A 22,595-nucleotide genomic window follows, 5' to 3' on the forward strand; every position below is an offset into this window, starting at 1 on the left:
CCGGACCGACGCCGGCGTCCCGCACGCACCACGGGACGGACGGGAGGCCCGTGGCGGCGCCGCCCCGCGCGTCCCGTCCGTCCCGTGCCCGGCGGGCGTCTCCACGTCACACGGGGCAACGGCCCCGGACGGGCGCCCCGTGTGTGGGGTATCATTTCAGTCACGCAAGCGCTCCGGGGTCGGTGCAATTCCGAACCGGTGGTGACAGTCCACGAGCTGACGCAGGGTGCGAACCCCGCCGATGTTGACCCGGCGGAACTCCGGGACCGACGGTGAGAGTCCGGACGGGAGGAAGCGCTGGCGGACAGGACGTGCCCTCGTACCCGGGGTGCCACGACCCGTCCGTCCATGCCGACGATCGTCGAGCACCCCCGGAGTCCCGTTGAGAGGACACCAGTGTTCACCGGCATCATCGAGGAACTCGGCACCGTCACCGCCGTCGAGCAGCACGGCGACTCCGTCGCGCTCACCGTCCGCGGCCCGAAGGTCGTCGCCGACGCGCGGCACGGCGACTCCATCGCCACGAGCGGCGTCTGCCTGACCGTGGTCGAGCAGACGGACGAGACCTTCACCGCCTTCGTCATGAAGCAGACGCTCGACATGAGCGCGCACGGCGCGCTCGACGTGGGTGATCGACTCAACCTGGAGCGAGCGGCCTCGGTCGGCGACCGACTGGGCGGCCACATCGTCCAGGGGCACGTCGACGGCACCGCCACGGTGCTCGAGACCGCCGACGGTGACGGCTGGCGGCGCGTCCGGTTCTCGCTCGCCCCCGACCTCAGCCCGCTCGTCGTCGACAAGGGGTCGGTCGCGATCGACGGCGTCTCGCTCACGGTCAGCGCCGTCTCCGCCGAGGACGTCCCGCCGACCGATGCCTGGTTCGAGGTCAGCCTCATCCCGGAGACACTCGAGGCCACGACGCTCGGTACCCGGGTGCCCGGCGACCGGGTCAACATCGAGACCGACGTCCTCGCGCGACACGTCCGCCGCATGCTCCGGCTCGACGCCGCCACGGCTCTCGTCCCGGAGGCACGGTGAGCGCCCTCGACGCCCCGCACGCCGAGCAGGCGGTCGGGCCGCACCTGTCGAGCATCGCCGACGCGGTCGCGGCGATCGCCGCCGGGCGTCCGGTGATCGTGGCCGACGACGAGCACCGTGAGAACGAGGGCGACGTGATCCTCGCCGCCGAGACGGCCTCGCCGGAGTGGATCGCGTGGACGGTCGCGCACTCGTCGGGGTTCATCTGCGCCCCGGTCAGCGCCGAGATCGCCGATGCGCTCGACCTGCCCCCGATGGTCGCGCACAACGAGGACGTCCGCGGCACCGCGTACACGGTGACGGTCGACGCTGCGGTCGGTGTGACGACCGGCATCAGCGCGCACGACCGGGCACGGACGCTGCGGGTGCTCGCCGACCCGACCTCGGTCCGGGACGACCTGCACCGCCCGGGACACGTCGTCCCGCTGCGGGCCCGACCCGGCGGCGTCCGCGAACGCGCCGGGCACACCGAAGCCGCGATCGAACTGGTCACCGCAGCCGGGCTCCGGCCCGCGGCGGCGATCTGCGAGATCGTCGGCGAGGACGGCGAGATGATGCGTCTGCCGGGCCTCGTCGAACTCGGGGCGCGCGAGGGCGTGCCCGTCATCACCATCGCCGCACTCGTCGAGTGGCTCGAGGCGGCAGACCGGGCGGCGGCGGAGTCCGCACCCCAGGAGGGAACGACACGATGAGCGGAGCAGGAGCGGCGGAGCGCGACCACGTCGACGGGACGGGCGTCCGGGTGGCGATCGTGACCGGGCAGTGGCACGAGACGATCGCCGGGGGCCTCCTCGCCGGAGCCCAGCGGGAGGTGCAGCGCCTCGGCGCGACCGCACAGGTCGTCCCGGTGCCGGGGAGCTTCGAGCTGCCGGTCGTCGCGAAGGCGGCGCTCGAGAGCGGGTTCGACGCGGTCGTCGCCCTCGGGGTGATCATCCGCGGGGGCACCCCGCACTTCGAGTACGTGTCGAGTGCGGCGACGGACGGTCTGACGAGCGTCGCGCTGCAGACCGGCAAGCCCGTCGGCTTCGGCGTGCTGACGCTGGACGACGAGCAGCAGGGCATGGACCGCGCCGGTCTGCCCGGGTCGAAGGAGGACAAGGGCGCCGAGGCCGCGCACGCGGCGATCGCCACGGCCCTCTCGTTGCGGAGCCTGCGCCAGATGGCCTGACCCGCGACGAACCACGGATCCGACATCGAACCAGCCGAGGCGCGTGGTTCGATGTCGGATTCGTGGTTCGACACAGTTCGACGGAGACACCGTGACGGTGGCACCCCGCACGGACGACGACGGCCCCGCACCCTCCGGAGAGGTGCGGGGCCGTCGCGGTACGGCTGTGGTTACTTCTTGCCGAAGACGTGGATCGGCAGGAAGAACGAGAGGCTCATGAGGACGAGGCCGCCCATGAAGACGAAGGCCTGCCCCGACTGCACCTGGAACGCGAACCCGAACAGGTACATCGACACCAGCAGCAGCAGGATCGAGAAGAAAGCGGCGATGACGCGGCCCACGGTGGTACCTCCGGTTCGAGCGGGTGGATCGGGACCAGTCTATCCCCAGGAAGGAGCGGACCGGTTCACGGACGTCCGGGAGACGCCGACGTCAGGCTGCGGGCCGGGTCGCGATGAGCCGGTCGACGACCGCGAGCAGGGCGTCCATGTCGACGGTGCCGCGGTTCGGGCGGACGTCGGTCGCGATCGCGGCGCCGAGGGACGCCTGGTGGTAGAGCCCGTCGCCGAGCAACTTGACCGCCTGCGCCGTGGGGACGTCCCCAAGGGCGTCGACCAGGGTCTCCAGCCATGCGTTCTCGGTCTCGTCGAGGGTGCGCCCGGCCTCCTCGTACCCGGCCTGCTGCAGCCGGCTGGCCGCGAGCAGGGCGAGGTCGAGCTCGCTGCCCACGAAGAGGCAGTTGCGCACGAAGTACCGCGCAGCGCCGTCCTCGGCGTCGCGCATGCGGTCGACGTCGATGGCGGACAGGTCGGACAGGCGCTCGCACAGCCCCTCGACCAGCGCTGCCTTCGACCCGAAGTGGTAGAGCAGCCCGCCCTTCGAGACACCGGCCCGCGCGGCGACGGCGTCGAGGGTCGCCGGACGCTCGCCCTCCTCGCACACGATGGCGACGAAGCTGTCCAGGACACGGTCTCGGGCACTTGCCATGCGGACGAGTCTAGGGAACCGTCCGGACCGTGACGACCGCCGGGTTCCGTGAACGTTCACGAACGGGTTGTCCCGCAGCATCTGCGCGGCTAGCGTCGCCGTGACCGTGAAGGTTCACGACACGAACAGGATCCGCATGTCAGCGCAGACCGCGACCCCCTCCAGCACGCCCGCCGACGGCCCCGGGACGGACGGCTCGGCGACCCCGGCCCCGACCAGAGCGGGCTGGGCCGTCCTCGGTCCGGGTGGCATCGCCCGCCGCTTCCTCTCCCAGCTGCCTGCGAGCACCGGTACCCTCGTGGCCGCCGGCAGCTCCTCGACCGACCGGGCGCAGGCGTTCGCGGACGAGGCGGCCGACCACGGCTTCACCGACGTCCGAGCGGGGGAGTACGACGCCGTGCTCGCCGACACCGCCGTGGACGCGGTGTACGTCTCGACCGTGCACACCGGCCACGCCGACCTGGTGCTCCGCGCCCTCGACGCCGGCAAGGCCGTGCTCTGCGAGAAGCCCCTCGCCCCGAACCACGGCACGGCGATGGCCCTGGCCGACGCCGCCCGCCAGGCCGGGCTGCCGCTGGTCGAGGCGTACATGTACCGCTTCCACCCGCAGACCGCCGCACTGCTCGACCTCGTGCGCGAGGGCGTCGTGGGTGACGTCGTGCACGTCGACGCGTCCTTCGCGTTCCGCAGTGAGGAGCGCACCGGTCGGCTGTTCGACGTCGCCACGGCCGGCGGCGGGATCCTCGACGTCGGCGGGTACCCGGTGACCATGGCCGCCGCAGTCGTGCAGGCCGCCACGGGCGTCGCTGTCGCCGAGCCCGTCGAGCTGACCGCCACCGGCACCCTCGGGCCGACCGGCGTCGACGAGTGGACGGTCGCGCACCTGACCTACCGCGACGGCACCACCGCCAGCGTCCGCACCGGCGTCCGCGTGCAGGACGAGAACGCCGTCACGGTGCACGGCTCGCGCGGCCGCATCGTGCTGACCGACCCGTGGACGCTCTCCGCCGACCCGACGATCACCGTCCACACGGTCGACGAGGAGCCCCGCACGCTGTCCTTCGCCGGTGCGCAGCCCTACGCGCTCGAGGCCGACGCGACCACGGCGGCGCTGGCGTCAGGCGCGGTCGAGGCGGCGCAGATGACCCTGGACGAGAGCCTCGCCACCGCCCGCACGCTCGACCGCTGGCGCGCCGCGATCGGCCTGCGCTACCCGTTCGAGGCCGAGACCGCCGACGTCCCGACGGTGAGCGGCCGTCCGCTGCGCGTCCGCGACGACGCCCCGATGCGCTACGGCGAGGTCCCCGGCGTCGGCAAGCGCATGTCCCGCCTGGTGATGGGTGTCGACAACCAGCCCGACCTCGCCCACGCGAGCGCGATCTTCGACATGTTCGTCGAGCAGGGCGGCAACGTCTTCGACACCGGCTACGTCTACGGCGGCGGGGTGCTCGAGGGACGACTCGGCCAGTGGATCCAGAACCGCGGCATCCGCGACGACGTCGTGGTCATCACGAAGGGTGCGCACACGCCGTACTGCGACCCGGAGTCGTTGACCCGGCAGCTGCTGGAGAGCCTGGAGCGTCAGGGCACCGACCACGCGGACATCTACATGATGCACCGCGACAACCCGGACGTGCCGGTGGGGGAGTTCGTCGACGTCCTCGACGAGCACCGTCGCGCCGGCCGGATCCGCGTCTTCGGCGGATCGAACTGGACGCCGGCGCGCTTCGACGAGGCGAACGCCTACGCGGCGGCGAACGGGAAGCACGGCTTCGAGGTCCTCAGCAACCACTTCGGCCTGGCCGAGGCGTACGACGTGCCGTGGGACGGCTGCGAGCACGCCACGGACCCGGCGTCGAAGCGCTGGCTCGAGGAGCGCCAGGTGCCGCTGCTGCCGTGGTCGTCGCAGGCCCGCGGGTTCTTCACCGGCCGCGCCGCCCCGGACGACACGAGCGACGCCGAGCTCGTGCGCTGCTACTACTCGGACGACAACTTCGAGCGGCTCCGTCGCGCCCGTGAGCTCGGCGAGCAGTACGGCGTGCCGGCGACGGCGATCGCCCTGGCGTACGTACTGCACCAGCCGTTCCCGACGTTCCCGCTGTTCGGGCCGCGCACGATCGCCGAGGCCCGCTCGTCGATGACGGGGCTGTCGGTCGAGCTCAGCGCGGAGCAGGTCGCGTGGCTGGACCTGCGCGCCTGAGCCGCACCGTCGGCCGGACCCCGGCGCGCGCCACGATCCACGACGTCGCGGCCGCGGCCGGGGTCTCGCGCCAGACGGTCACCCGCGCGGTGAACGGCCTGTACGGCATCAGCCCGGCGACGAAGGAGCGCGTGCTCGCGGCGGCGGCGGCGCTCGACTACCGCCCGTCGCGCTTCGGCCGTGGGCTCGTCACGGGTGGCGACCGGCAGCTCGGTCTCGTCGTCGACGACCTGCGGAACCCGTACTCGCCGGAGCTCGCGGCGGCGGTGCTCCGGCTCGCGGCGGGTCGTGGGTGGGACGTCATGCTGGCCGACGCGGGGCTCGCGGGCGACTCGGACCGCGCGGTCCAGGCGCTCGGGGTCCAGACGGACGTGGTGCTCGGCTACCTCGGTGCCCGGGCGCCCGAGCTCATCGAGCGCCTGGGCACCGTCCCCGTGGTGGAGCTCGACCCTGCCGGCGAGGTCCTCCGCGGTGCCGTCCGCATCGACCCCGCCGAGGCGGTCGAGGACCTCGCCGACCACCTCGTGCACACGGGGGTCCGGCACCCGGTGATCGTCGATGCGTCGGACACCGGCCGTCCGAGCGGTCGCGGTCGGCTCATGCTGGACGCCCTCCGGCGCCGTGGGTACGTGCCCGAGATCGCGATCGCCGACGCCCCGACCTCGGAGCTGGGCGCGGCGATGACGACCAGGGCGCTCGAGCGCTTCCGTCGCGTCGACGCGGTGCTGGCCTTCAACGACCTCATGGCGCTCGGGGTCCTGGGTGCCTGCCGCCGGGCCGGGGTGGACGTGCCGGGCGACGTGCGGGTGGTCGGGGTCGACGGCCTGGCGATCGGCACGCTCGTCGCGCCGACCCTCACGACGCTCGCGGTCGACCTCGACGCGGTCGCGCGCGAGGCCCTCGACCTCGCCATCGGCATGCTCGCCGGTGACCTGCCGCGCTCCGGCGCGGCGGTGCAGCGCACCGTTCGCCACCGGTTGCTGGTGCGCGAGTCCGCCTGAGTGCCCACGGCCGCCGACGGGAGCGGAAGGCGGACGGGAGGCTCGTGGCGGTCCGGCCACGGGCCTCCCGTCCGCCCGTTGGTTGCACTTGCAACCACAACCGTCCAGACGGTACACTCATGGAGTCCTGACGGGGCGCGTGACCACTTCCGCGTCCCGTCTCGTCTGCCCCACCGAAAGTGTCCGCCGTCGACCTGGTCCGGCTCGTTCCCCAGGGAGTCACCGTGTCCACTCTGCTCACCAGCCCCGTCGCCACCGCCGTCACCGGCAGCCGCGCCCGACGGTTCGCGGCGCTCGCCGTCCTGATGCTGCCGGTGCTGCTCATCTCCGTCGACAACACCGTGCTGAGCTTCGCGCTGCCGACCATCGCGCGCGCCCTCGACCCGAGCGCGACGACCCAGCTCTGGATCGTCGACGCCTACCCCCTCGTGCTCGCCGGCCTGCTCGTCGTGATGGGCAGCATCGGCGACCGCATCGGGCGACGCCGGATCCTCGTGATCGGCGCGACCGGGTTCGCACTGCTGTCCGTCGCGGCGGCCTTCGCGACCGAGGCCTGGATGCTCGTCGCAGCCCGCGCCGTCATGGGGGTCTTCGGTGCGATGCTCATGCCGGCGACGCTCTCCATCATCCGCAACGTCTTCGTCGACGCCGGGGAACGGCGGATGGCGCTCGCCGTCTGGTCGACGATGTTCGCGGCCGGCAACGCACTCGGTCCGCTCGTCGGCGGCGTCCTGCTCGCGCACTTCCACTGGGGTGCGGTGTTCCTGGTCGCGGTGCCGATCCTCGTCGTCATGCTCGTCGCGGTGCCGTTCACCGTGCCGGAGTCGCGCGACCCGCAGCCCGGCCCCGTCGACGTCCCGAGCATGCTCCTGTCGCTCGGCGCCCTCGCCCCCACCGCCTGGGCGATCAAGTCGGTCGTGCACCCCGAGGAGCGCGGGTTCGCGATCGCGCTGCTCGCCGTCGGCGTGCTCTGCGGGATCGCCTTCGTCCGCCGCCAGCTCCGCTCCCGCGCGCCCATGCTCGACCTGCGGTTGTTCCGCAGCACCGCGTTCACGGGCAGCGTGCTCATGAACATGGCCGCGATGTTCTCGCTCACCGGCTTCCTGTTCTTCATCGCGCAGCACCTGCAGCTCGTCGCCGGGCTCGACCCCTTCGCGTCCGGTCTGGTGCTCGTGCCCGGTTCGGTGCTCACCATCGTCGCCGGACTCGTCGTCGTGCCGATCGTCGCGCGGGTGGCCCCCCGCTGGGTCGTGGCCGTCTCCCTGACGTTCTCGGCCGCCGCGTACGCGATGGTGTCGGTCCTCGGACACCACGCGTCGATCGTCGCGCTGGCGTTCGCCTTCGTGCTGCTCGGCATCGGCATCGGGGCGTCCGAGACGGTCACGAACGACCTCATCATCTCGACGGCCCCCGCGGACAAGGCCGGTGCCGCGTCGGCGGTGTCCGAGACCGCGTACGAGATCGGCGCGGTGCTCGGCACGGCGGTGCTCGGGACGATCCTCGCGACCGCGTACCGGTCGCACGTGGTGGTGCCGGACGCCCTCGCCGGCTCGGCGCGGACGGCGGCGCAGGAGACCCTCGGCGGTGCCGTGTCGGCCGCCGCCGACCTCGGAGGCTCGGCCGGTCAGGCGTTGCTCGAGAGCGCTCGTGCGGCGTTCGACTCCGGTGTGACGATCACCGGCGCCGTGGCGGCGGTGCTCATGCTCGTCGCCGCGGCGGCCTCCGTGGTCATGCTCAAGCGCGACTGAGCCGGGTCGTCCGGCGCGCCCGGGATCGGACGAAGCTGGGAATCGTTGACCGGAACCCCGGTCGAGGTCCTACGTTGGGAGGTGGCCGCGCAGCCGCGGCCGATCCCACCCGGAGGAACACCACGACTGCCATGCCCGACGAAGCCCCGGCCACGACCGCCGACGCGTACAAGGCCGCCTTCCGCGGACACCCCGCCGGTGTCGCGGTCATCACCGCCGAGGGGCCGGACGGTCCCACGGGCCTGACCGCCTCCAGCGTCGCGAGCGTCGCGGTCGACCCACCCGTGCTCGTCTTCTCGCTGTCGACCAAGTCCGGCTCGGCCGGCGTCGTGCTCGGCGCGGACGTCTTCGTCGTGCACCTCGTGGACTCGCTCAGCGTGGGCCTCGCCAAGCGGTTCGCCGCGACCGGCAGCCCCGCAGCGGACGACCCGATGTGGGGCACGTTGCCGACCGGGGACCGGTACCTGCCCGCCGCCGCGACGGCGCTGCGGTGCCGACCGCGATCGACGACCGAGATCGGCTCGTCCACCGTCGTCGTCGCCGAGGTGCTCGACATCGTGGTGGGTCAGGCGCACGGTGAGCCGCTCGTCTACCACAACCGGGAGTTCCACTCCCTCTCCGAACGTTCCCGGCTCTCCTGAGCCGCGGAGCCCGCTCCACCAACCCCAGATCGAAAGGACCTCGAATGGCCGAGTACACCCTGCCCGAGCTGCCGTACGACTACGCCGCCCTCGAGCCGCACATCAGCGGCAAGATCATGCAGCTGCACCACGACAAGCACCACCAGGCCTACGTGACCGGTGCGAACACCGCGCTGCAGCAGCTCGGCGAGGCGCGCGAGTCCGGCAACTTCGGTGCGATCAACAAGCTCGAGAAGGACCTCGCGTTCCACCTCGGCGGCCACGTCAACCACTCGATCTTCTGGACCAACCTCGGCCCCGACACGAAGGTCCCGGAGGGCGAGCTCGCCGCCGCCATCGACGAGTTCTTCGGCTCGTTCGAGCAGTTCCAGGCGCAGTTCGCCGCCGTCGCCAACGGCATCCAGGGCTCCGGCTGGTCGGTGCTCGCGTGGGACCAGGTCGGTCAGAAGCTCGTGACCTTCCAGCTCTTCGACCAGCAGGCCAACGTGCCGCTGGGCGTCGTGCCGATCTTCATGCTCGACATGTGGGAGCACGCCTTCTACCTCGACTACCTCAACGTCAAGGCCGACTACGTCAAGGCCGTGTGGAACATCGTCGACTGGGAGAACGTCGCGGCCCGCTTCGCGAACGCCAAGTCGCAGTCGTTCATCACCCTGTGACGCGGCTGCCGGTCACGTGCTGACCGGCTGACGGACGGGAGGCGCGGTGCCGGCTGGCACCGCGCCTCCCGTCCGTCTGTCGGTGCCGATCCGTCCGACGGTGCCGGTCGGTCCGTCGGCGCCGGTCGGTCCGACGGTGCCGGTCCGTCCGACGGTGCCGCTCGATCCGACGGTGCCGGTTCGTCCGTCGTGCCGTGTGGCCGTCAGGCGGCCGCCAGGCGGACGGACGACGCGAGCTCCTCGGCGATCGCCCGCAGCGCCCCGTCCACGTCCGAGCGGTCGGGGTCGACGAGTGCGCTCCACTGGGCACCGCGTGCCGCAGCGACCACCGCCCGGGCAGTCCGCTCGGCGTCCGTGCCGCACCGGCCGTGCGCACGGCACCAGGCCGCGAGCTCGTCGACCCGTCGTCGGTGGAGTCGCTGCTGGCGGTCACGGCCGTCGAGGCCCTCGACGCAGCCGAGCTCGAACGTCAGACGGGCTGCGAGTCGCCGCTCCGGGGTGTCGAGCCCGCCGAAGACGGCGAGCAGGTGGTCGGTGAGCGCGCACGGCTCGGCGGCGGGGTCGAGCGCCCGGTCCTGGTCGACGGACAGGTGGTCGACCACGGCGTCGATCAGGGACTCCCGCGAACCGAAGTGGTACACGATCGGGTACGCGCTCGTGCCGAGCACCCGGCCGAGGCTGCGGACGGAGGCGTCCTCGAGCTTGGTGTCCTGCAGGTGCCGGGCGACCTTCGCGACGATCGCGGGCTTCAGGGTCGGGTCGGGTCTCCTGGGCATGGCGTCTCCCGCGAGGTCGAGTGATCGGTCGGCGACCGTGCGCACACGATCACCTGAAATGTTAGCCGATCACCGGCCGGTCCGCGTGGTTCAGTGCTCGGCACGCTCCGGCGTCACCGTCAGGCTCTGCACTCGACCCGCCGCGAGGGGGGCGAGCCGGATCTCGATCCGCAGACGGCCGGCGCTGCCGGGCAGCCACCAGCGCAGGTGCGACGGCACCGAGGACTGCTCGTCGACCGGTGCGGCGGCGAGGTCTGCACCGACGGCGTGCGCGGACTCGAGCAGGGCGCGCCGTCGAGCGGTCCACGGGCGGTCGAGGGGGACGTTCGGCGTGCAGACGGCGGCGCCGAGGTCTGCCGCGCTGTCGTCGTCGACGGCCGGGTCCGCCCATGCCCGCAGCAGCGTGGTGACGGCCTGACGCGCGGTGTGCGTGGCCTCCGTGGTCCGACGGATGCCCGGCGCGTCTGCTGATCCGCTCGTGGTGGTGGAGGCCGCCGCCGCCGCCGCACGGGCGTCGAGCGTCTCGGCGAGCAGCAGGTCGAGCGCCCGCTCGGCCGGCGCCGAGACCTTCGCCTGCGTGGCGTTCTCGAACGCGACCACACCGAGGCCGTGCTCCACCGACCACCGGACGTGCGCGGAGAAGCCGGGGTAGCCGCCGGAGTGCGACACGATCTCACCCGCGCGGTCGTCCTGCTCCACGAACAGTCCGAACCCGTACGCCGTCGGTCGCTTCGCCGCGGGCACCACCGAGGACGGCACGATCCGCATCGCCTGCTGCATCGCGCGACGGTCCGCGGGGGAGACCGGCCCGTCCTCCGGCGCAGCGGTGGACGCCGACGCGAGGTACCGGGCCCACCGCGCCAGGTCGCGGACGGTCGAGAAGAGTCCGCCGATGGGCGAGAACGCGCCCGGCCCGGTCATCGGCTGCGGGGTCCACGACCCGTCGTCGTCGCGCTGGCCGACGACGACGAAACCGCGCGCCTCGGGGGCGCTGAACACGGTGTCGGTCAGTCCGAGCGGCCGGAGCACGCGGTCCGTCGCCGCCCGGACGTACGGCGTGCCGGCTGCTCGGGCGATCGCGCGCCCGAGCAGGGCGTAACCGGTGTTCGAGTACGCGAAGCGGGTGCCCGGGACGGAGTCGAACAGCAGCCCTGCCCGGAGGACGGCATCGAGGGCGTCGTCGTCGATCGACTCCTGCCGGTCCGCCCACGGGTCGTCGGTCGGCAGTCCGCCGGACATCGTCAGGAGCATCCGGAGCGTCGGCACCGGGGCGTCCGGCGACGGGAGGGCGACCTCGGCGAACGCGGGTACGGCGGTGGTGATCGGGTCGTCGAGGGCGACGGACCCCTCGGCGACCAGGGTGAGCAGCGTCGCCGCGGTCACGCTCTTGGTGCACGACGCGATCCGGTAGACGGTGTCGGCGTCGGGCGCGCTCCCGTCGCCTCGGTCACCGTGTCCTCCGGACGCGACCAGGCCCTCCCGGTCGAACACGCCCCAGACGCTGCTCGGCGCGACCCGGTCGGCGACCCGCGCGGCGAACAGGGCGTCGACCTCGGCGAGCACGTCGCGCGGGACCGTCATGCGCGACGCATCTGGTCGTAGGCGTCCAGTGCACGTTGCCGGGAGGCCTTGAGGTCCACCATCGGCTCGGGGCGTTCCTCGTCCGCGGGGACCCAGCGCCGCACGTACTCCTTGTGCGGGTCGAAGCGTTCCATCTGCCGGTCGGGGTTGAACACGCGGAAGTACGGCGCGGCGTCGAAGCCCGAGCCCGCGACCCACTGCCAGTTGCCCGCGTTGTTCGCCGGGTCGGCGTCGACCAGGGTGTCCCAGAACCACTGCTCGCCGATGCGCCAGTCGACGAGCAGGTTCTTCACGAGGAAGCTCGCCGCGGCCAGCCGGACGCGGTTGTGCATCGCCCCCGAGTGCCAGAGCTCCCGCATGCCGGCGTCGACGAGGTCGAAGCCCGTCCGCCCGTGCCGCCAGCGGTCGAGCTCGTCGTCGTCGACGTCACGCCACGGGAACGCGTCGAACTCGCGGCGGACGTTCACGGTCGCGATGTCGTCGCAGTGGAAGTACTCGTTCCAGTTGAACTCCCGCCACGCGAGCTGGCGGAGGAACGCCGGGGCCTGGCGGCGCTGCTCGGGCTCGAGCTCGCCGTGCAGGCGGTGCCACACCTGGTACGGGCTGACCTCGCCCCAGCGCAGGTGCGGCGACAGGTCGCTGGTCGCCGCCATCGCGGGCTCGTCACGCTGGTCGTAGTCCTCGAGCGCGTCGTGCACGAACTGCTCGAGCTTGCGGTGCGCCCCCGCCTCGCCGGGCTCCCACGCGTCGCGGAGGCCGCCGGCCCAGTCCGGCTCCGTCGGCAGCAGGGCCCAGTCGTCGAGGTCGTCGGAGTCCACGTCCGCGGGAGCGGGCAGGTCGCGCGGCTTCGGCAGCGGGTGCCGCGGTTCGGGCATGGCCTGTGCCGCTCGCCAGAACGGGGTGAACACCTTGAACGGCTCGCCCTGACCGGTGAGCACCGTCCACGGCTCCCAGAGCAGGTTCGCCGCGAAGCTGTGGGCCTCCGTGCCGTCGTCCGTCAGGGCGCTCTTGATCCCCGCATCGAGATCGCGCTCGACCCTGCCGTACCGACGGTTCCAGTAGACGGCGTCCGCCCCGGCCTGCGCGACCACCTCGGGGACCACCCGCGCGGCACTGCCACGGCGCAGGACGAGCCGCGAGTGCCGGGACCGCAGTTCGGCGTCGAGGGCGGCGAGGGAGTGGTGGAGCCACCAGCGGCTCGCGGCGCCGACGGGACGGATGCCCGCGGACTCCTCGTCGAGCACGACCACGACGGTGACCGGGCCGCCGTGGTCGATCGCGGCACGGAGCGCCGGGTTGTCGCCGAGCCGCAGGTCCTCGCGCAGCCAGACGACCGCGCCGCTCACGCGGACACCGCCTCGGCCGGACGGGGACGGGGGCCGGTACCGCCGGCTGCGGTGCGCAGCTTCGTGCACAGCTCCGTGAGGGTGCGGAGTTCGTCGTCGTCGAGTCCGGCTCCGACCTGGTCGGCGATGGTCTGCGCGTGCTGCACCGCCACCGAGCGGTAGACGTCGAAGCCGTGTGCCGTGAGGGCGACGATCACGCCGCGCGCGTCCGACGGGTCGGGTTGCTTCTCGACGATGCCGCGCGAGGCGAGGCGGTCGACGAGGCGGCTCACGCTCGGCTGTGTCAGGAGCAGGTGACCGGTCAGGTCGCGCATCCGGCAGCGTCGTCCGGGCTGCGTCGACAGGTTGAAGCAGACGTCGTACTCGTTGAAGGAGATCTCACCGCCCGGGAAGTCGGTGTTGAGTGCGCGCATCACGGTCACCTGTGCCCGGAACAGGGCTTCCCAGGCCGCGACGGCGGTCGCCTTGTCGCTGCGGCGTACGTCGTCCACGGTCGTCGTCCCTCCGGTCGTACGGTCGGTCCACACTACCGAGGGGCGTGTGACACCGGTCGGGTCGCGGGGGACAGCGGCCCGGGCCGGGACGTGACGAGGGCCGGGACGTGACGAGGGCCGGTCGCCTTCTGAGCGACCGGCCCTCTCCCTTGCACCAAGAGTGTCCTGCAATCACATTCCGCAGGCGGTGCCACAGCAAACACTGCCTGCGACTCCGACTGTATAACGGCGAGGTAACGGCGCGCCAGCGTGTCCGGGCTCCGTTCGCTGCGAGTTCGCCGAACGTCGTCGGAGCAGATCAGAAGAGGTCGGGCGACGGCGTCGAGGCGTAGCGCACCGCGACGTCGGCGTGCCGGTCGAAGCGGTAGCCGACGCCGCGCACGGTCCGCACGATCTCCTCGAACGCACCGAGCTTCGAGCGCAGCCGACGCACGTGCACGTCGATGGTGCGCTCGTTCGGGGTCTCGTCCTCGTCGTCGGACCACAGGCCCTCGATGATCGCGGCACGGTCGACGGTCTGGCCCTCGCGCAGCACGAGGAACTGCAGGAGCTCGAACTCCTTGTAGGTCAGGGGAGCGGCTTCGCCGTCGAGCGTCACGCGCTTCCGGGAGATGTCGATGACGACTCCGGTCTCCTCGGGCTCGGGCTTCTCGGCCTGCTTGCGGGCGGCCACGGCGGAGCGGTCCTGCAGCGCGAGACGGACCACGTCCACGTCGCGGCCCCCGGACCCCTCGGCGGCGACGGCGACGGCGGCGTAGGTCTCCGACGACGGGACGAGCTGGGCGGTGAGGGCCTTGAGCTGCTCGACCACGGCCGCGAGGCTCGTCCCGGCGGCAGCGGCCGCGGCCTCGTCGATGCCGACGTAGAGCGCGAAGCCACGCGCCTCGGTGCCCTCGGGGAGCGCCCGGTTCCGCTGCGGAGCGACGACCGGGCTGGTCGGGATCCCGCTCGGTACCGGCGGGGCGACGGGCGTGCGACGCGGACGGATCGGCGTGACCGTGCCGAGGTCGGTCGGCACCGTGGTGGCGGGACGGAGGGTGGTGCGGGGCTGGGGGATCGTGAGCGACATGGCGGTTCTCCGGGCGGGGCTGCGGTGCGGTGCACCGTGCGGTGTCGAGTGCGTCGGTCCGGGTACGGCTGATCGCCGTGTCGCCCAGCGGTCCTGCGGTGGACCGGGGCCTCCCGGGAGGTACGGGTGGTCTGCGCTCCGACGGGACGCGGTGTGGGGGCGTCGTCGAGGTGCTGTCACCCGGGGATCACACGCGCGCGACCGGGGTGGTGTCGCGGGGGATCCGGCTGGAACGGGTACCGATCAGGCACACATTCGACAACGCATGACCGCCGACGCCGGCATCATGGTGCCGGCGTTCCCCAGGGCCTCGGAGAGGACTCGGGAGGACACGGTTGCAGTCATGGGACGAGTATCCGCGGTATACCAAGGCGCTGTCAACCGTCCGCACGGACGGTGACGAGAGCGGACAGCCGGTGGTCGGGCGGACCCCGCTGCCGGACGGGAGGCGCGCTGCCGGCCCGCCACGGGCCTCCCGTCCGCCGTCGCGTGGGCGGGGCGCGGTGCGCGTCACGCGGTCTGCGCGCGAGACGCCGCTTCTCGCGCGAGACGCCGCCCTTCGCGCGAGACGCACCCGGAAGCGGCGGTGTCTCGTCGAGTCGGCGGCGTCTCGCGACGACGACACCGTCCCGCGCGAGCGCCGAAGACGCGAGACGCCCCCGTCGACACGGCCGGAGCCGGGTCGACGGGGGCGTCGGGGGAGCGGGTGCTACTCGGCCAGGCCGTACAGGCGGTCGCCCGCGTCGCCGAGACCCGGGACGATGTAGCCGTTCTCGTCGAGCTTCTCGTCGAGGGCGCCGAGGACGATGCTCACGTTGCGGTCACCGACGGCCTGCTCGACGGCGGCAAGGCCCTCGGGTGCGCCGAGGATGCAGACGCACGTGACCTCCTCCGCGCCGCGGTCGAAGAGGAAGTCGATGGCGGCGGCCAGCGTGCCACCGGTCGCGAGCATCGGGTCGAGCACGAAGCACTGCCGACCGGACAGGTCGTCGGGCAGGCGCTCCGCGTAGGTCTGCGGCTCGAGCGTGTCCTCGTTGCGGGCCATGCCGAGGAAGCCGACCTCGGCGGTGGGGACGAGCTTGACCATGCCCTCGAGCATGCCGAGCCCGGCGCGCAGGATCGGCACGACGAGCGGACGGGGCTTCGCGATCGCGACACCCATCGTGTGCGCGACGGGGGTGTCGATCGGCGTGGCGGTGACCCGGACGCTGCGCGTGGCCTCGTAGGCGAGCAGCGTCACGAGCTCCTCCGTCAACGCACGGAAGGTCGGGGAGGGTGTGGTCCGGTCGCGGAGCACCGAGAGCTTGTGGGTGATGAGCGGGTGGTCGGCGACGTGGACTCGCATGGTGTCGAGCGTACCGTGCCGATGGGGCAGGATCGACGCGTGGAGCACCCAGCCGGACGACCGTTCACCGCGGCGATGGACCGAGCGCTCGACGAGGCGCGTGCCTGCCTGTCGACCGGGGACGTGCCGGTCGGTGCCGTCGTCCTCGACGCTGCGGGCGAGGTCGTCGCGGTCGGCCGGAACGAACGCGAGGCCCGGCAGGACCCGACCGCCCACGCCGAGGTGCTCGCGCTGCGGGCGGCGGCCGAGGCGACGGGGGACTGGCACCTCGCCGAGCACACCCTGGTCGTCACGCTCGAGCCGTGCCCGATGTGCGCGGGAGCCGCACTCGCCGCACGGGTGCCGCGGATCGTGTTCGGGGCCTGGGACCCGAAGGCCGGGGCGAGCGGCAGCGTCTACGACATCGCGCGGGACCGGCGTCTGCCGCACCGTGCCGAGGTCGTCGCGGGCGTGCGTGAGCAGGCCTGTGCCGACCTGCTCGACGCGTTCTTCCGCGATCGCCGCTGACGGCTCTGCCCTGACGGCCCTGCCCGGACGGCTCTGTCCGGACAGGCCTGGCTCGACGGGCCTGCGCTCAGTCGGCGGCGCGGATGACGATCGCTTCGGTGGGCGGCCGCGGTCCGGTCCGGAGGACGTCCGGCTCGACGTAGATCACGCGGGCGACCGGCACCGCGGCGCGGATGCGCTGCTCGACGGTGTCGATGCCCGCGGCCACGTCCCCGAGCCGGCGGTCCCCGTCGACCGCGACCTTCATGCCGACCATGAGCTCGTCCGGCCCGAGGTACAGCGTCTTGAGGTGCACGATCGACTCGACCTCGGGACCGTCGAGCACGGCGGCCCTGATGCGCTCCACGTCGGCGACGCTCGCGCCCTCGCCGACGAGCAGGCTCTTCGTCTCGATGCCGAGCACGACGGCGACCGCGATGAGGAGCAGGGCGATGAGGATCGTGCCGATCGCGTCGAACACCCCGTTGCCGGTGAGCACGGTGAGCCCGACGCCGAGCAGTGCGAACACGAGACCGGTCAGCGCCGCGGTGTCCTCCAGCATGACCACGGGGAGCTCCGGGGCCTTCGCCCGACGCACGAACTGCACCCACGACTGCGAGCCCTTGTGCGGACGGGCCTCGCGCAGGGCGGTGCGGAGCGAGAAGCCCTCGAGGCCGATCGCGACGACGAGCACGGCGACGGGGAGCCACCAGTTCGTGATCGGGTGCGGGTCGGCGAGCTTCTCGATGCCCTCGTACAACGAGAACACGCCGCCGATGGTGAACAGGATGATCGAGACGACGAACGCGTACACGTACCGTTCGCGGCCGTGGCCGAACGGGTGCTCCTGGTCGGCTGCGCGGCGGGCACGGCGGCCGCCGAGCAGGAGCAGGAGCTGGTTCGCGGAGTCGGCGAGGGAGTGCACGCCCTCGGCGAGCATCGCGGCGGACCCGCTGATCGCGGCCGCGACGAACTTCACGATCGCGATGCCGACGTTCGCGGCGAGTGCGGCGACGATCGCCCTCGTGCCTCCCGAAGCGCTCACGGGTGTCCCTTCTCCCTGCCGTGCACCGGGCCCGCTCCGCAGGCGGCCCCCTGACGGACCGATCCTAGGCGTGGGCGCTGGGTAGGGTCGGGACCATGACGATCGAACTGCCCCGCACCGCCATGCTCGGCGTCGGCTCCATGTCCGGCAGCGTCCTCGAGGGACTGCTCGCCGCCGGCCTCGACCCCGCGACCGTGACGCTCACCACCCGGTCCGGAGCGTCGGCGGCGGCATGGCGCGAGCGTGGGCTCGAGGCGTCGGCGACGGAGACCGACCCGGACGCGAACCGGCAGGCCGTCCGCGGGGCCGGGCTCGTCGTCCTCGGGGTCAAGCCCCACATGATCGGCGAGGTCCTCGACGAGGTCGCCGCGTCGCTCCACCCCGGTGCGGTGGTCGTGAGCGTCGCGGTCGGCACCACGCTCGCCTCGATGGAGGCGCGTGTCCCGGCGGGCGTCCGTGTGGTCCGGGCGCTGCCGAACACCCCGATCGGCGTCGGCCACGGTGTCACCGGTATCAGCGCCGGGTCCACGGCCGACGACGACGCGGTCGGGATCGCCTCGAGCGTGTTCGCCGCGTCCGGACAGGTCATCGAGGTGCCGGAGTCGCAGCTCGACGCCCTGTCCGCCGTCTCCGGATCGGGGCCCGCGTACGTGTTCCTGCTCGTCGAGCAGTGGCAGCAGGCCGCCGAGGCGCTCGGGTTCACCCCGGAGCAGGCCGCGACGATGGTGCAGGGGACCGTGCGGGGAGCCGTCGAACTCCTCGCCGCGTCCGGGCGGGAGCCCGCCGACCTGCGCCGCGCCGTCACCAGTCCGAAGGGCACCACCGAGCGCGCGGTCGCCGTCCTGCAGGAGGCCGACCTCGCCGGCACCTTCACCCGCGCGTCGCGCGCCGCGATCGCCCGGGCCGAGGAGATCGCCGCGTCCTGACCGCGGGCGCCGGTCGGTCCGTCCGGCGTGACCACGGGACGGACGGGAGGCCCGTGGCCGTGTCCGCCACGGGCCTCCCGTCCGACGTCGGGTCGCTACTCGAGCGCGGCGAAGCGCTCCAGGTCGGTCTCGGTCCCCGAGACGATGATGACGTCGTCCTCGCCGATGACGCTGTCCGGGGTTGCCGGCACGAACGCCCTGCCCGGCGACTTGATGCCGAGCACGGTGAGGCCGTGCCGGGTCCGGATGACGGTCGTGGCGAGGTCCTTGCCGCGCACGGCGCGCGGCGGGAACATCTTGACGACCGCGAAGTCGTCGTCGAACTCGATGAAGTCGAGCATCCGACCGGACACCAGGTGCGCGGTCCGTTCGCCGGCCTCGCGCTCCGGGTACACGACGTGGTTCGCCCCGATGCGGGACAGGATCGTGCCGTGCGAGCGGCTGACGGCCTTCGCCCAGATCTGCGGGATGCCGAGGTCGACGAGGTTCGAGGTGATGAGCACGCTCGACTCGAGGTGCGAACCGACGGCCACGACCGCGATCGCGAAGTCCTGCGCGCCGATCTGCCGCAGGGCGTCGATGTCCGTCGCGTCCGCCTGCACGGCGTGGGTGACGCGGTCCGACCACTTCTGGACGAGGCCGGCGTCGGTGTCGACGACCAGGACCTCGCGGTGCTGGCGCTCGAGCTGACCGGCGGTGGCGGCGCCGAAGCGGCCGAGGCCGAGGACGAGCACGGGGGCGTCGTGGCTGACGGCCCCGGTGACGGGGTGGGGTGCGCGACGGTCGGCGCGGGGACGGCGGTCAGCCAACGATCGGCCTCTCCTCGGGGCGGCGGAACAACTGCCGGCTCTGGCTTGCGGCCAGCGCGGCGGCGATGGTCACTGTACCGACCCGGCCCAGGAACATCGTGGCGGCGAGGACGTACTTGCCCGCCTCCGGGAGCTCGGCGGAGATGCCGGAGCTCAGGCCGCAGGTCGCGAAGGCGGAGATGACCTCGAAGAGCACGCGGTCGAGCGAGTCGCCGGTGATCTGCAGCAGGACCACGGTCATGACGGCGACGATCGTCGCCCCCCAGAGCACGACCGCGACGGCGACGCGCAGGACGTCACCGGGGATGCGGCGCCCGAACGCCTCCATGCCCTGGCGCCCGCGGGCCTCGGCGACCGCGGCCAGGAAGAGCACCGCCAGCGTCGTCACCTTGATGCCGCCGGCGGTCGACGCCGAACCGCCACCGATGAACATGAGCATGTCGGTGACGAGCAGGCTGGCGCCGTGCATCTGCTCGACGTCGATCGTGGCGAAGCCGCCGGACCGCGTCATCGTCGAGAAGAACAGCGCCTGGAACGCGGTGTGTCCGGCGCCGGCGTCCCCGAGCGTGCGGGGGTTCGAGGCCTCGAGCGCCGTGTAGACGACCGCGCCGAGGACGAGCAGCACCGCGCTGGTGGCCAGCGTGAGCTTCACGTGGATGGGCCACCGCCGCGGGGTGCGGAACTGCTTGGTGACGGCCCGGATCACCGGGAACCCGATCGAGCCCGCCACGACCGCGACCATGAGGAGCGACAGGAACCAGTAGTCGTTCGCGAAGGGGGTGAGCCCCTCGGCGTTCGGCGAGAAGCCCGTGTTCGTGAAGGCCATCGCCGAGTAGTAGAAGGCGTCCCCGACGGCGGTCCAGAACGGGTAGCCGGCGGCGAGCGTGGACGGCAGCAGGAGCACGCCGATCGCGATCTCGATCGTCAGGGTGCTCACCGCCACGGTGAGCAGGAGCGTGCCGACCTCCCCGAGCCGCACGGCCTGCCCCTCGGGGACGGCGCCGGAGTGCGTGCGGAGCGGGTTCGAGTCGCCGGCGGCGATGAGCTTGGCACGGAGCCCCAGCCGCCGTGTCACGACCAGGCCGAGGATCGAGGCGAAGGTGAGGACGCCGACGGCGCCGATCTGGGTCCCGACGACGATGAGCACCTTGCCGAAGACCGACCAGTGCGTGGCCATGTCGACCGTCGCCAGCCCGGTCACGCAGACGACCGACGCCGCCGTGAACAGCGCGTCCGCGAAGTGCGTCGGGGTCCGGTCCGCAGCCGCCCAGGGCGTCATGAACAGGGTCGTGAAGATGAGGATCAGCGCGACGAACACCAGGATCGCGAGCCGCGACGGCGACGACCGGAGGACGCCGAGGGCACCGTCGAGACGCCGTCTCACCCCGCTCGTCGGCGTGTGCCGGTTGAGCGGCTCGGTGCGGTCGAGCATCCTGTGCCTCCGGAGCCGTGGGCAGGTCAGCGGTCATGGTACATGCGTACGGGTCCGGCTAGCCTTGCCGCATGGCCGACATCTTCACCGTCGTGGCGGACCCGACCCGGCGCGAGCTGCTCGGGGCGCTGCTGACGGCGTACGGCTCGGACGCCACCGGCGGCGAACTCAGCGTCGGGCAGCTCGTCGAGAAGATCGGCGTCAGCCAGCCGACCGTGTCGAAGCACCTCCGCGTGCTGCGCGACCACGGTCTCGTGTCCAGCCGCGAGGAGGGCCAGCACCGCTTCTACCGGCTCGACCCGGAGCCGCTCGTCCGGCTCGAGGAGTGGGTCGTCCCCTTCACGGGAGCGGTCGACGCGGACGGTACCCCGGCGACGACCTCGTGGACCCTCGACGGGCAGCCGGTCTCGTTCCGCCGGACCGGCACCGCAGCTCGGTCCACCGTCGAGGTCGGCACCGAGCTGGGACGCGTCATGGCGGAGGCCTCGCACCGCGCGACCGCCGCGTTCTCGGGTGCGCAGCAGGGCTGGGAGCGTGTCGTCGATCGCAGCCGGAAGCGCTTCACGCGCCGCGGTGAGGACGACTGACCGACCGGTGGGAGACCCCTCGCGCAGCACGGTCGAGCGTCCGCTCGGAGTCTCCTGGACACGTGGTCCCACGCGCCCCTACACTCGCCCTTGACCACACTGGTCACACCGACCCCGCGCGATCCGCGGGAACCCGAAGGCGGACCATGACCGGCAGTTTCGACGACGTGCGCTTCCTCACCGTCGCTGAGGTGGCCGAGATGATGCGCGTCTCGAAGATGACGGTGTACCGCATGGTGCACGCGGGGGAGCTCCCCGCGATCCGGTTCGGCCGGTCCTTCCGCGTCCCGGAGTCGGCGGTCGCCGAACTCCTGCGCGGCGGCATCGCCGACGTCGGCTGAGGTCGGCCCGGCGCGCGCCCGTTCGACAGGACCGCTGCGCTCCGCTAGACTCGGCCGGGTTGATTTTCCGCGGTCTCTTCGGGCCCGGTGTCCACACATCTGCATCGTTCCGAGCGAGGTCCACTATGGGTTCTGTCATCAAGAAGCGTCGCAAGCGCATGGCGAAGAAGAAGCACCGCAAGCTCCTTCGCAAGACGCGTCACCAGCGTCGCAACAAGAAGTAAGTCCAGTACTTGCACCCGAAGCCCCGGTCCGCCGGGGCTTTCGTGTTCCCGGGCGCGTTATCGTGGGGGACATGCCCGCCGTGACGTTCCTGACGAAGCCCGGCTGCCACCTCTGCGACGACGCCCGTCCGGTCGTGGAGCAGGTCGTGGCCGCCCACCCCGGTGTCACCCTCGAGGAGCGGTCGATCCTCGACGACGACGCGCTGCGCGAGGAGTACGCCGAGGACATCCCGGTCGTCCTCGTCGACGGCCGGGTCCACAGCAACTGGCACGTGGACGCCGACCGGCTGCACGGTGCCCTCGAGAAGGCAGAGAAGGCCGAGGCCAGCGCATGATCCACCACGTCGTCTCCTGGACCGTCCGCGAGGACCTCGACCGCACCGCGACGATCGAGCACGTCCGCGAGCTCCTGACCGGGCTCGTCGGCACGATCGGCTCGATACGGTCGCTCGAGGTCGTCGACAACGTGGCCTACCCGGGGAAGAACCAGGACCTGGCCGTCGTGGCGACGTTCGACGACCTGGCCGGTCTCGACGAGTACCAGTTCCACCCTGACCACCAGGCGGCGGCAGCGGAGATCCGCGAGCTCGTCACGGGGCGGGCGGCCATCGACTGGGAGAGCTGACCCGCGCCTCCCGGCCCGCACGTGACGACGGCCACCCTCCTGTCGGAGGGTGGCCGTCGTCGTCGGT

At 72.5% G+C, this 22,595-nt stretch carries 25 protein-coding genes, 1 pseudogene and 1 riboswitch; of the genes and pseudogenes, 15 read left to right on the plus strand and 11 right to left on the minus strand.

Annotation, left to right across the window (positions count from 1 at the left end; translation table 11 throughout):
- Positions 1-166 precede the first annotated feature (166 nt).
- Positions 167-300, plus strand: a riboswitch (FMN riboswitch).
- Between the two features lie 96 nt (positions 301-396).
- The 3 genes and pseudogenes from M3666_RS04435 to ribH all read left to right on the plus strand — a co-directional run bounded on the left by M3666_RS04435 (position 397) and on the right by ribH (position 2,206).
- Entirely contained in the window at positions 397-1,038 is a 642-nt protein-coding gene (locus M3666_RS04435) for a riboflavin synthase (RefSeq protein ID WP_209685029.1), read from the plus strand.
- A gap of 44 nt (positions 1,039-1,082) precedes the next feature.
- Positions 1,083-1,706: pseudogene (gene ribB / locus M3666_RS04440) on the plus strand (3,4-dihydroxy-2-butanone-4-phosphate synthase); the annotation flags it as partial.
- Between the two features lie 20 nt (positions 1,707-1,726).
- The gene (ribH, locus tag M3666_RS04445; protein WP_251154596.1) at positions 1,727-2,206 is read left to right on the plus strand and encodes a 6,7-dimethyl-8-ribityllumazine synthase; all 480 of its coding nucleotides are present in this window, start codon (positions 1,727-1,729) and stop codon (positions 2,204-2,206) included.
- A gap of 170 nt (positions 2,207-2,376) precedes the next feature.
- On the opposite strand, the gene M3666_RS04450 is transcribed toward ribH, so the two are convergent.
- Positions 2,377-2,547, minus strand: a complete 171-nt coding sequence (locus M3666_RS04450) for a hypothetical protein (protein ID WP_153257430.1) — start codon at positions 2,545-2,547, stop codon at positions 2,377-2,379.
- A 91-nt stretch (positions 2,548-2,638) separates the two neighbouring features.
- Entirely contained in the window at positions 2,639-3,193 is a 555-nt protein-coding gene (locus M3666_RS04455; protein ID WP_066655324.1) for a TetR/AcrR family transcriptional regulator, read from the minus strand.
- Between the two features lie 136 nt (positions 3,194-3,329).
- Between M3666_RS04455 and M3666_RS04460 the strand changes: the two genes are divergently transcribed.
- From M3666_RS04460 to M3666_RS04480, 5 genes are all read left to right on the plus strand, one after another.
- Positions 3,330-5,393: an aldo/keto reductase gene (locus tag M3666_RS04460; protein ID WP_251154597.1), complete on the plus strand. Its 2,064-nt coding sequence runs from the start codon at positions 3,330-3,332 to the stop codon at positions 5,391-5,393.
- Positions 5,372-6,394: a LacI family DNA-binding transcriptional regulator gene (locus M3666_RS04465; RefSeq protein WP_251154598.1), complete on the plus strand. Its 1,023-nt coding sequence runs from the start codon at positions 5,372-5,374 to the stop codon at positions 6,392-6,394. The genes M3666_RS04460 and M3666_RS04465 overlap by 22 nt, the downstream gene beginning before the upstream one ends.
- Before the next feature lie 224 nt (positions 6,395-6,618).
- Positions 6,619-8,142, plus strand: a complete 1,524-nt coding sequence (locus tag M3666_RS04470; protein ID WP_066658484.1) for an MFS transporter — start codon at positions 6,619-6,621, stop codon at positions 8,140-8,142.
- Between the two features lie 131 nt (positions 8,143-8,273).
- On the plus strand, positions 8,274-8,783 hold the full coding sequence (locus tag M3666_RS04475; protein ID WP_066655321.1) for a flavin reductase family protein: 510 nt from the start codon (positions 8,274-8,276) through the stop codon (positions 8,781-8,783).
- 44 nt (positions 8,784-8,827) lie between these two features.
- Positions 8,828-9,442 carry a superoxide dismutase gene (locus tag M3666_RS04480; RefSeq protein ID WP_251154599.1) on the plus strand — a complete coding sequence of 205 codons (615 nt, stop codon included), beginning with the start codon at positions 8,828-8,830 and terminating at the stop codon, positions 9,440-9,442.
- Between the two features lie 203 nt (positions 9,443-9,645).
- Here the strand turns inward: M3666_RS04480 and M3666_RS04485 are convergent, their stop codons facing one another.
- The 6 genes from M3666_RS04485 to upp all read right to left on the minus strand — a co-directional run bounded on the left by M3666_RS04485 (position 9,646) and on the right by upp (position 16,053).
- Positions 9,646-10,218 carry a TetR/AcrR family transcriptional regulator gene (locus tag M3666_RS04485; protein ID WP_144411343.1) on the minus strand — a complete coding sequence of 191 codons (573 nt, stop codon included), beginning with the start codon at positions 10,216-10,218 and terminating at the stop codon, positions 9,646-9,648.
- Positions 10,219-10,308: 90 nt separating this feature from the next.
- The gene (locus M3666_RS04490) at positions 10,309-11,799 is read right to left on the minus strand and encodes a serine hydrolase (RefSeq protein WP_251154600.1); all 1,491 of its coding nucleotides are present in this window, start codon (positions 11,797-11,799) and stop codon (positions 10,309-10,311) included.
- Positions 11,796-13,145, minus strand: coding sequence for a deoxyribodipyrimidine photo-lyase (locus tag M3666_RS04495; RefSeq protein ID WP_251154601.1), 1,350 nt, complete (start codon positions 13,143-13,145; stop codon positions 11,796-11,798). Before M3666_RS04495 ends, M3666_RS04490 begins: the two co-directional genes overlap by 4 nt.
- Positions 13,142-13,636, minus strand: coding sequence for a MarR family winged helix-turn-helix transcriptional regulator (locus tag M3666_RS04500; RefSeq protein WP_251154602.1), 495 nt, complete (start codon positions 13,634-13,636; stop codon positions 13,142-13,144). Before M3666_RS04500 ends, M3666_RS04495 begins: the two co-directional genes overlap by 4 nt.
- 301 nt (positions 13,637-13,937) lie before the next feature.
- On the minus strand, positions 13,938-14,708 hold the full coding sequence (locus M3666_RS04505) for a winged helix-turn-helix domain-containing protein (RefSeq protein ID WP_251154603.1): 771 nt from the start codon (positions 14,706-14,708) through the stop codon (positions 13,938-13,940).
- A gap of 709 nt (positions 14,709-15,417) precedes the next feature.
- Positions 15,418-16,053, minus strand: coding sequence for a uracil phosphoribosyltransferase (gene upp / locus M3666_RS04510; protein WP_066655308.1), 636 nt, complete (start codon positions 16,051-16,053; stop codon positions 15,418-15,420).
- A gap of 75 nt (positions 16,054-16,128) precedes the next feature.
- Between upp and M3666_RS04515 the strand changes: the two genes are divergently transcribed.
- A complete protein-coding gene (locus M3666_RS04515) occupies positions 16,129-16,560 on the plus strand; it encodes a nucleoside deaminase (RefSeq protein WP_251154659.1) in 432 nt (143 codons plus the stop codon).
- 67 nt (positions 16,561-16,627) lie between these two features.
- On the opposite strand, the gene M3666_RS04520 is transcribed toward M3666_RS04515, so the two are convergent.
- Positions 16,628-17,584: a cation diffusion facilitator family transporter gene (locus M3666_RS04520; RefSeq protein WP_251154604.1), complete on the minus strand. Its 957-nt coding sequence runs from the start codon at positions 17,582-17,584 to the stop codon at positions 16,628-16,630.
- Between the two features lie 95 nt (positions 17,585-17,679).
- Between M3666_RS04520 and proC the strand changes: the two genes are divergently transcribed.
- A complete protein-coding gene (proC, locus tag M3666_RS04525; RefSeq protein WP_251154605.1) occupies positions 17,680-18,510 on the plus strand; it encodes a pyrroline-5-carboxylate reductase in 831 nt (276 codons plus the stop codon).
- Between the two features lie 95 nt (positions 18,511-18,605).
- Here proC and M3666_RS04530 read toward each other — a convergent pair whose 3' ends face one another.
- Both M3666_RS04530 and M3666_RS04535 read right to left on the minus strand, forming a co-directional pair.
- Complete coding sequence (locus M3666_RS04530) at positions 18,606-19,244, minus strand: TrkA family potassium uptake protein (RefSeq protein ID WP_066655303.1); 639 nt, start codon at positions 19,242-19,244, stop codon at positions 18,606-18,608.
- Positions 19,245-19,311: 67 nt separating this feature from the next.
- Complete coding sequence (locus M3666_RS04535; RefSeq protein WP_066655299.1) at positions 19,312-20,751, minus strand: TrkH family potassium uptake protein; 1,440 nt, start codon at positions 20,749-20,751, stop codon at positions 19,312-19,314.
- A gap of 71 nt (positions 20,752-20,822) precedes the next feature.
- Between M3666_RS04535 and M3666_RS04540 the strand changes: the two genes are divergently transcribed.
- The 5 genes from M3666_RS04540 to M3666_RS04560 all read left to right on the plus strand — a co-directional run bounded on the left by M3666_RS04540 (position 20,823) and on the right by M3666_RS04560 (position 22,528).
- Entirely contained in the window at positions 20,823-21,338 is a 516-nt protein-coding gene (locus tag M3666_RS04540; protein WP_066655298.1) for a helix-turn-helix transcriptional regulator, read from the plus strand.
- 146 nt (positions 21,339-21,484) lie between these two features.
- Entirely contained in the window at positions 21,485-21,679 is a 195-nt protein-coding gene (locus tag M3666_RS04545; RefSeq protein WP_058729786.1) for a helix-turn-helix domain-containing protein, read from the plus strand.
- A 125-nt stretch (positions 21,680-21,804) separates the two neighbouring features.
- Positions 21,805-21,903 (plus strand): 30S ribosomal protein bS22, encoded by a 99-nt coding sequence (locus tag M3666_RS04550; RefSeq protein WP_003792170.1) that lies wholly within the window; start codon positions 21,805-21,807, stop codon positions 21,901-21,903.
- 71 nt (positions 21,904-21,974) lie between these two features.
- Positions 21,975-22,238, plus strand: a complete 264-nt coding sequence (locus tag M3666_RS04555) for a glutaredoxin family protein (protein ID WP_066655297.1) — start codon at positions 21,975-21,977, stop codon at positions 22,236-22,238.
- Positions 22,235-22,528, plus strand: a complete 294-nt coding sequence (locus M3666_RS04560; RefSeq protein ID WP_066655295.1) for a Dabb family protein — start codon at positions 22,235-22,237, stop codon at positions 22,526-22,528. Before M3666_RS04555 ends, M3666_RS04560 begins: the two co-directional genes overlap by 4 nt.
- Positions 22,529-22,595 lie beyond the last annotated feature (67 nt).

It is taken from the genome of Curtobacterium sp. ODYSSEY 48 V2 (assembly GCF_023712625.1).
Lineage (GTDB): Bacteria > Actinomycetota > Actinomycetes > Actinomycetales > Microbacteriaceae > Curtobacterium.

Bases quoted from the DNA above. Each gene is read 5' to 3' on its own strand.
- M3666_RS04485 (WP_144411343.1), bottom strand. From the start codon at position 10,218: ATGCCCAGGAGACCCGACCCGACCCTGAAGCCCGCGATCGTCGCGAAG.
- proC (WP_251154605.1), top strand. From the start codon at position 17,680: ATGACGATCGAACTGCCCCGCACCGCCATGCTCGGCGTCGGCTCCATG.
- M3666_RS04550 (WP_003792170.1), top strand. From the start codon at position 21,805: ATGGGTTCTGTCATCAAGAAGCGTCGCAAGCGCATGGCGAAGAAGAAG.
- M3666_RS04540 (WP_066655298.1), top strand. From the start codon at position 20,823: ATGGCCGACATCTTCACCGTCGTGGCGGACCCGACCCGGCGCGAGCTG.
- M3666_RS04460 (WP_251154597.1), top strand. From the start codon at position 3,330: ATGTCAGCGCAGACCGCGACCCCCTCCAGCACGCCCGCCGACGGCCCC.
- M3666_RS04455 (WP_066655324.1), bottom strand. From the start codon at position 3,193: ATGGCAAGTGCCCGAGACCGTGTCCTGGACAGCTTCGTCGCCATCGTG.
- ribH (WP_251154596.1), top strand. From the start codon at position 1,727: ATGAGCGGAGCAGGAGCGGCGGAGCGCGACCACGTCGACGGGACGGGC.
- M3666_RS04555 (WP_066655297.1), top strand. From the start codon at position 21,975: ATGCCCGCCGTGACGTTCCTGACGAAGCCCGGCTGCCACCTCTGCGAC.
- upp (WP_066655308.1), bottom strand. From the start codon at position 16,053: ATGCGAGTCCACGTCGCCGACCACCCGCTCATCACCCACAAGCTCTCG.
- M3666_RS04535 (WP_066655299.1), bottom strand. From the start codon at position 20,751: ATGCTCGACCGCACCGAGCCGCTCAACCGGCACACGCCGACGAGCGGG.
- M3666_RS04480 (WP_251154599.1), top strand. From the start codon at position 8,828: ATGGCCGAGTACACCCTGCCCGAGCTGCCGTACGACTACGCCGCCCTC.
- M3666_RS04475 (WP_066655321.1), top strand. From the start codon at position 8,274: ATGCCCGACGAAGCCCCGGCCACGACCGCCGACGCGTACAAGGCCGCC.
- M3666_RS04560 (WP_066655295.1), top strand. From the start codon at position 22,235: ATGATCCACCACGTCGTCTCCTGGACCGTCCGCGAGGACCTCGACCGC.
- M3666_RS04505 (WP_251154603.1), bottom strand. From the start codon at position 14,708: ATGTCGCTCACGATCCCCCAGCCCCGCACCACCCTCCGTCCCGCCACC.
- M3666_RS04490 (WP_251154600.1), bottom strand. From the start codon at position 11,799: ATGACGGTCCCGCGCGACGTGCTCGCCGAGGTCGACGCCCTGTTCGCC.
- M3666_RS04545 (WP_058729786.1), top strand. From the start codon at position 21,485: ATGACCGGCAGTTTCGACGACGTGCGCTTCCTCACCGTCGCTGAGGTG.
- M3666_RS04515 (WP_251154659.1), top strand. From the start codon at position 16,129: ATGGACCGAGCGCTCGACGAGGCGCGTGCCTGCCTGTCGACCGGGGAC.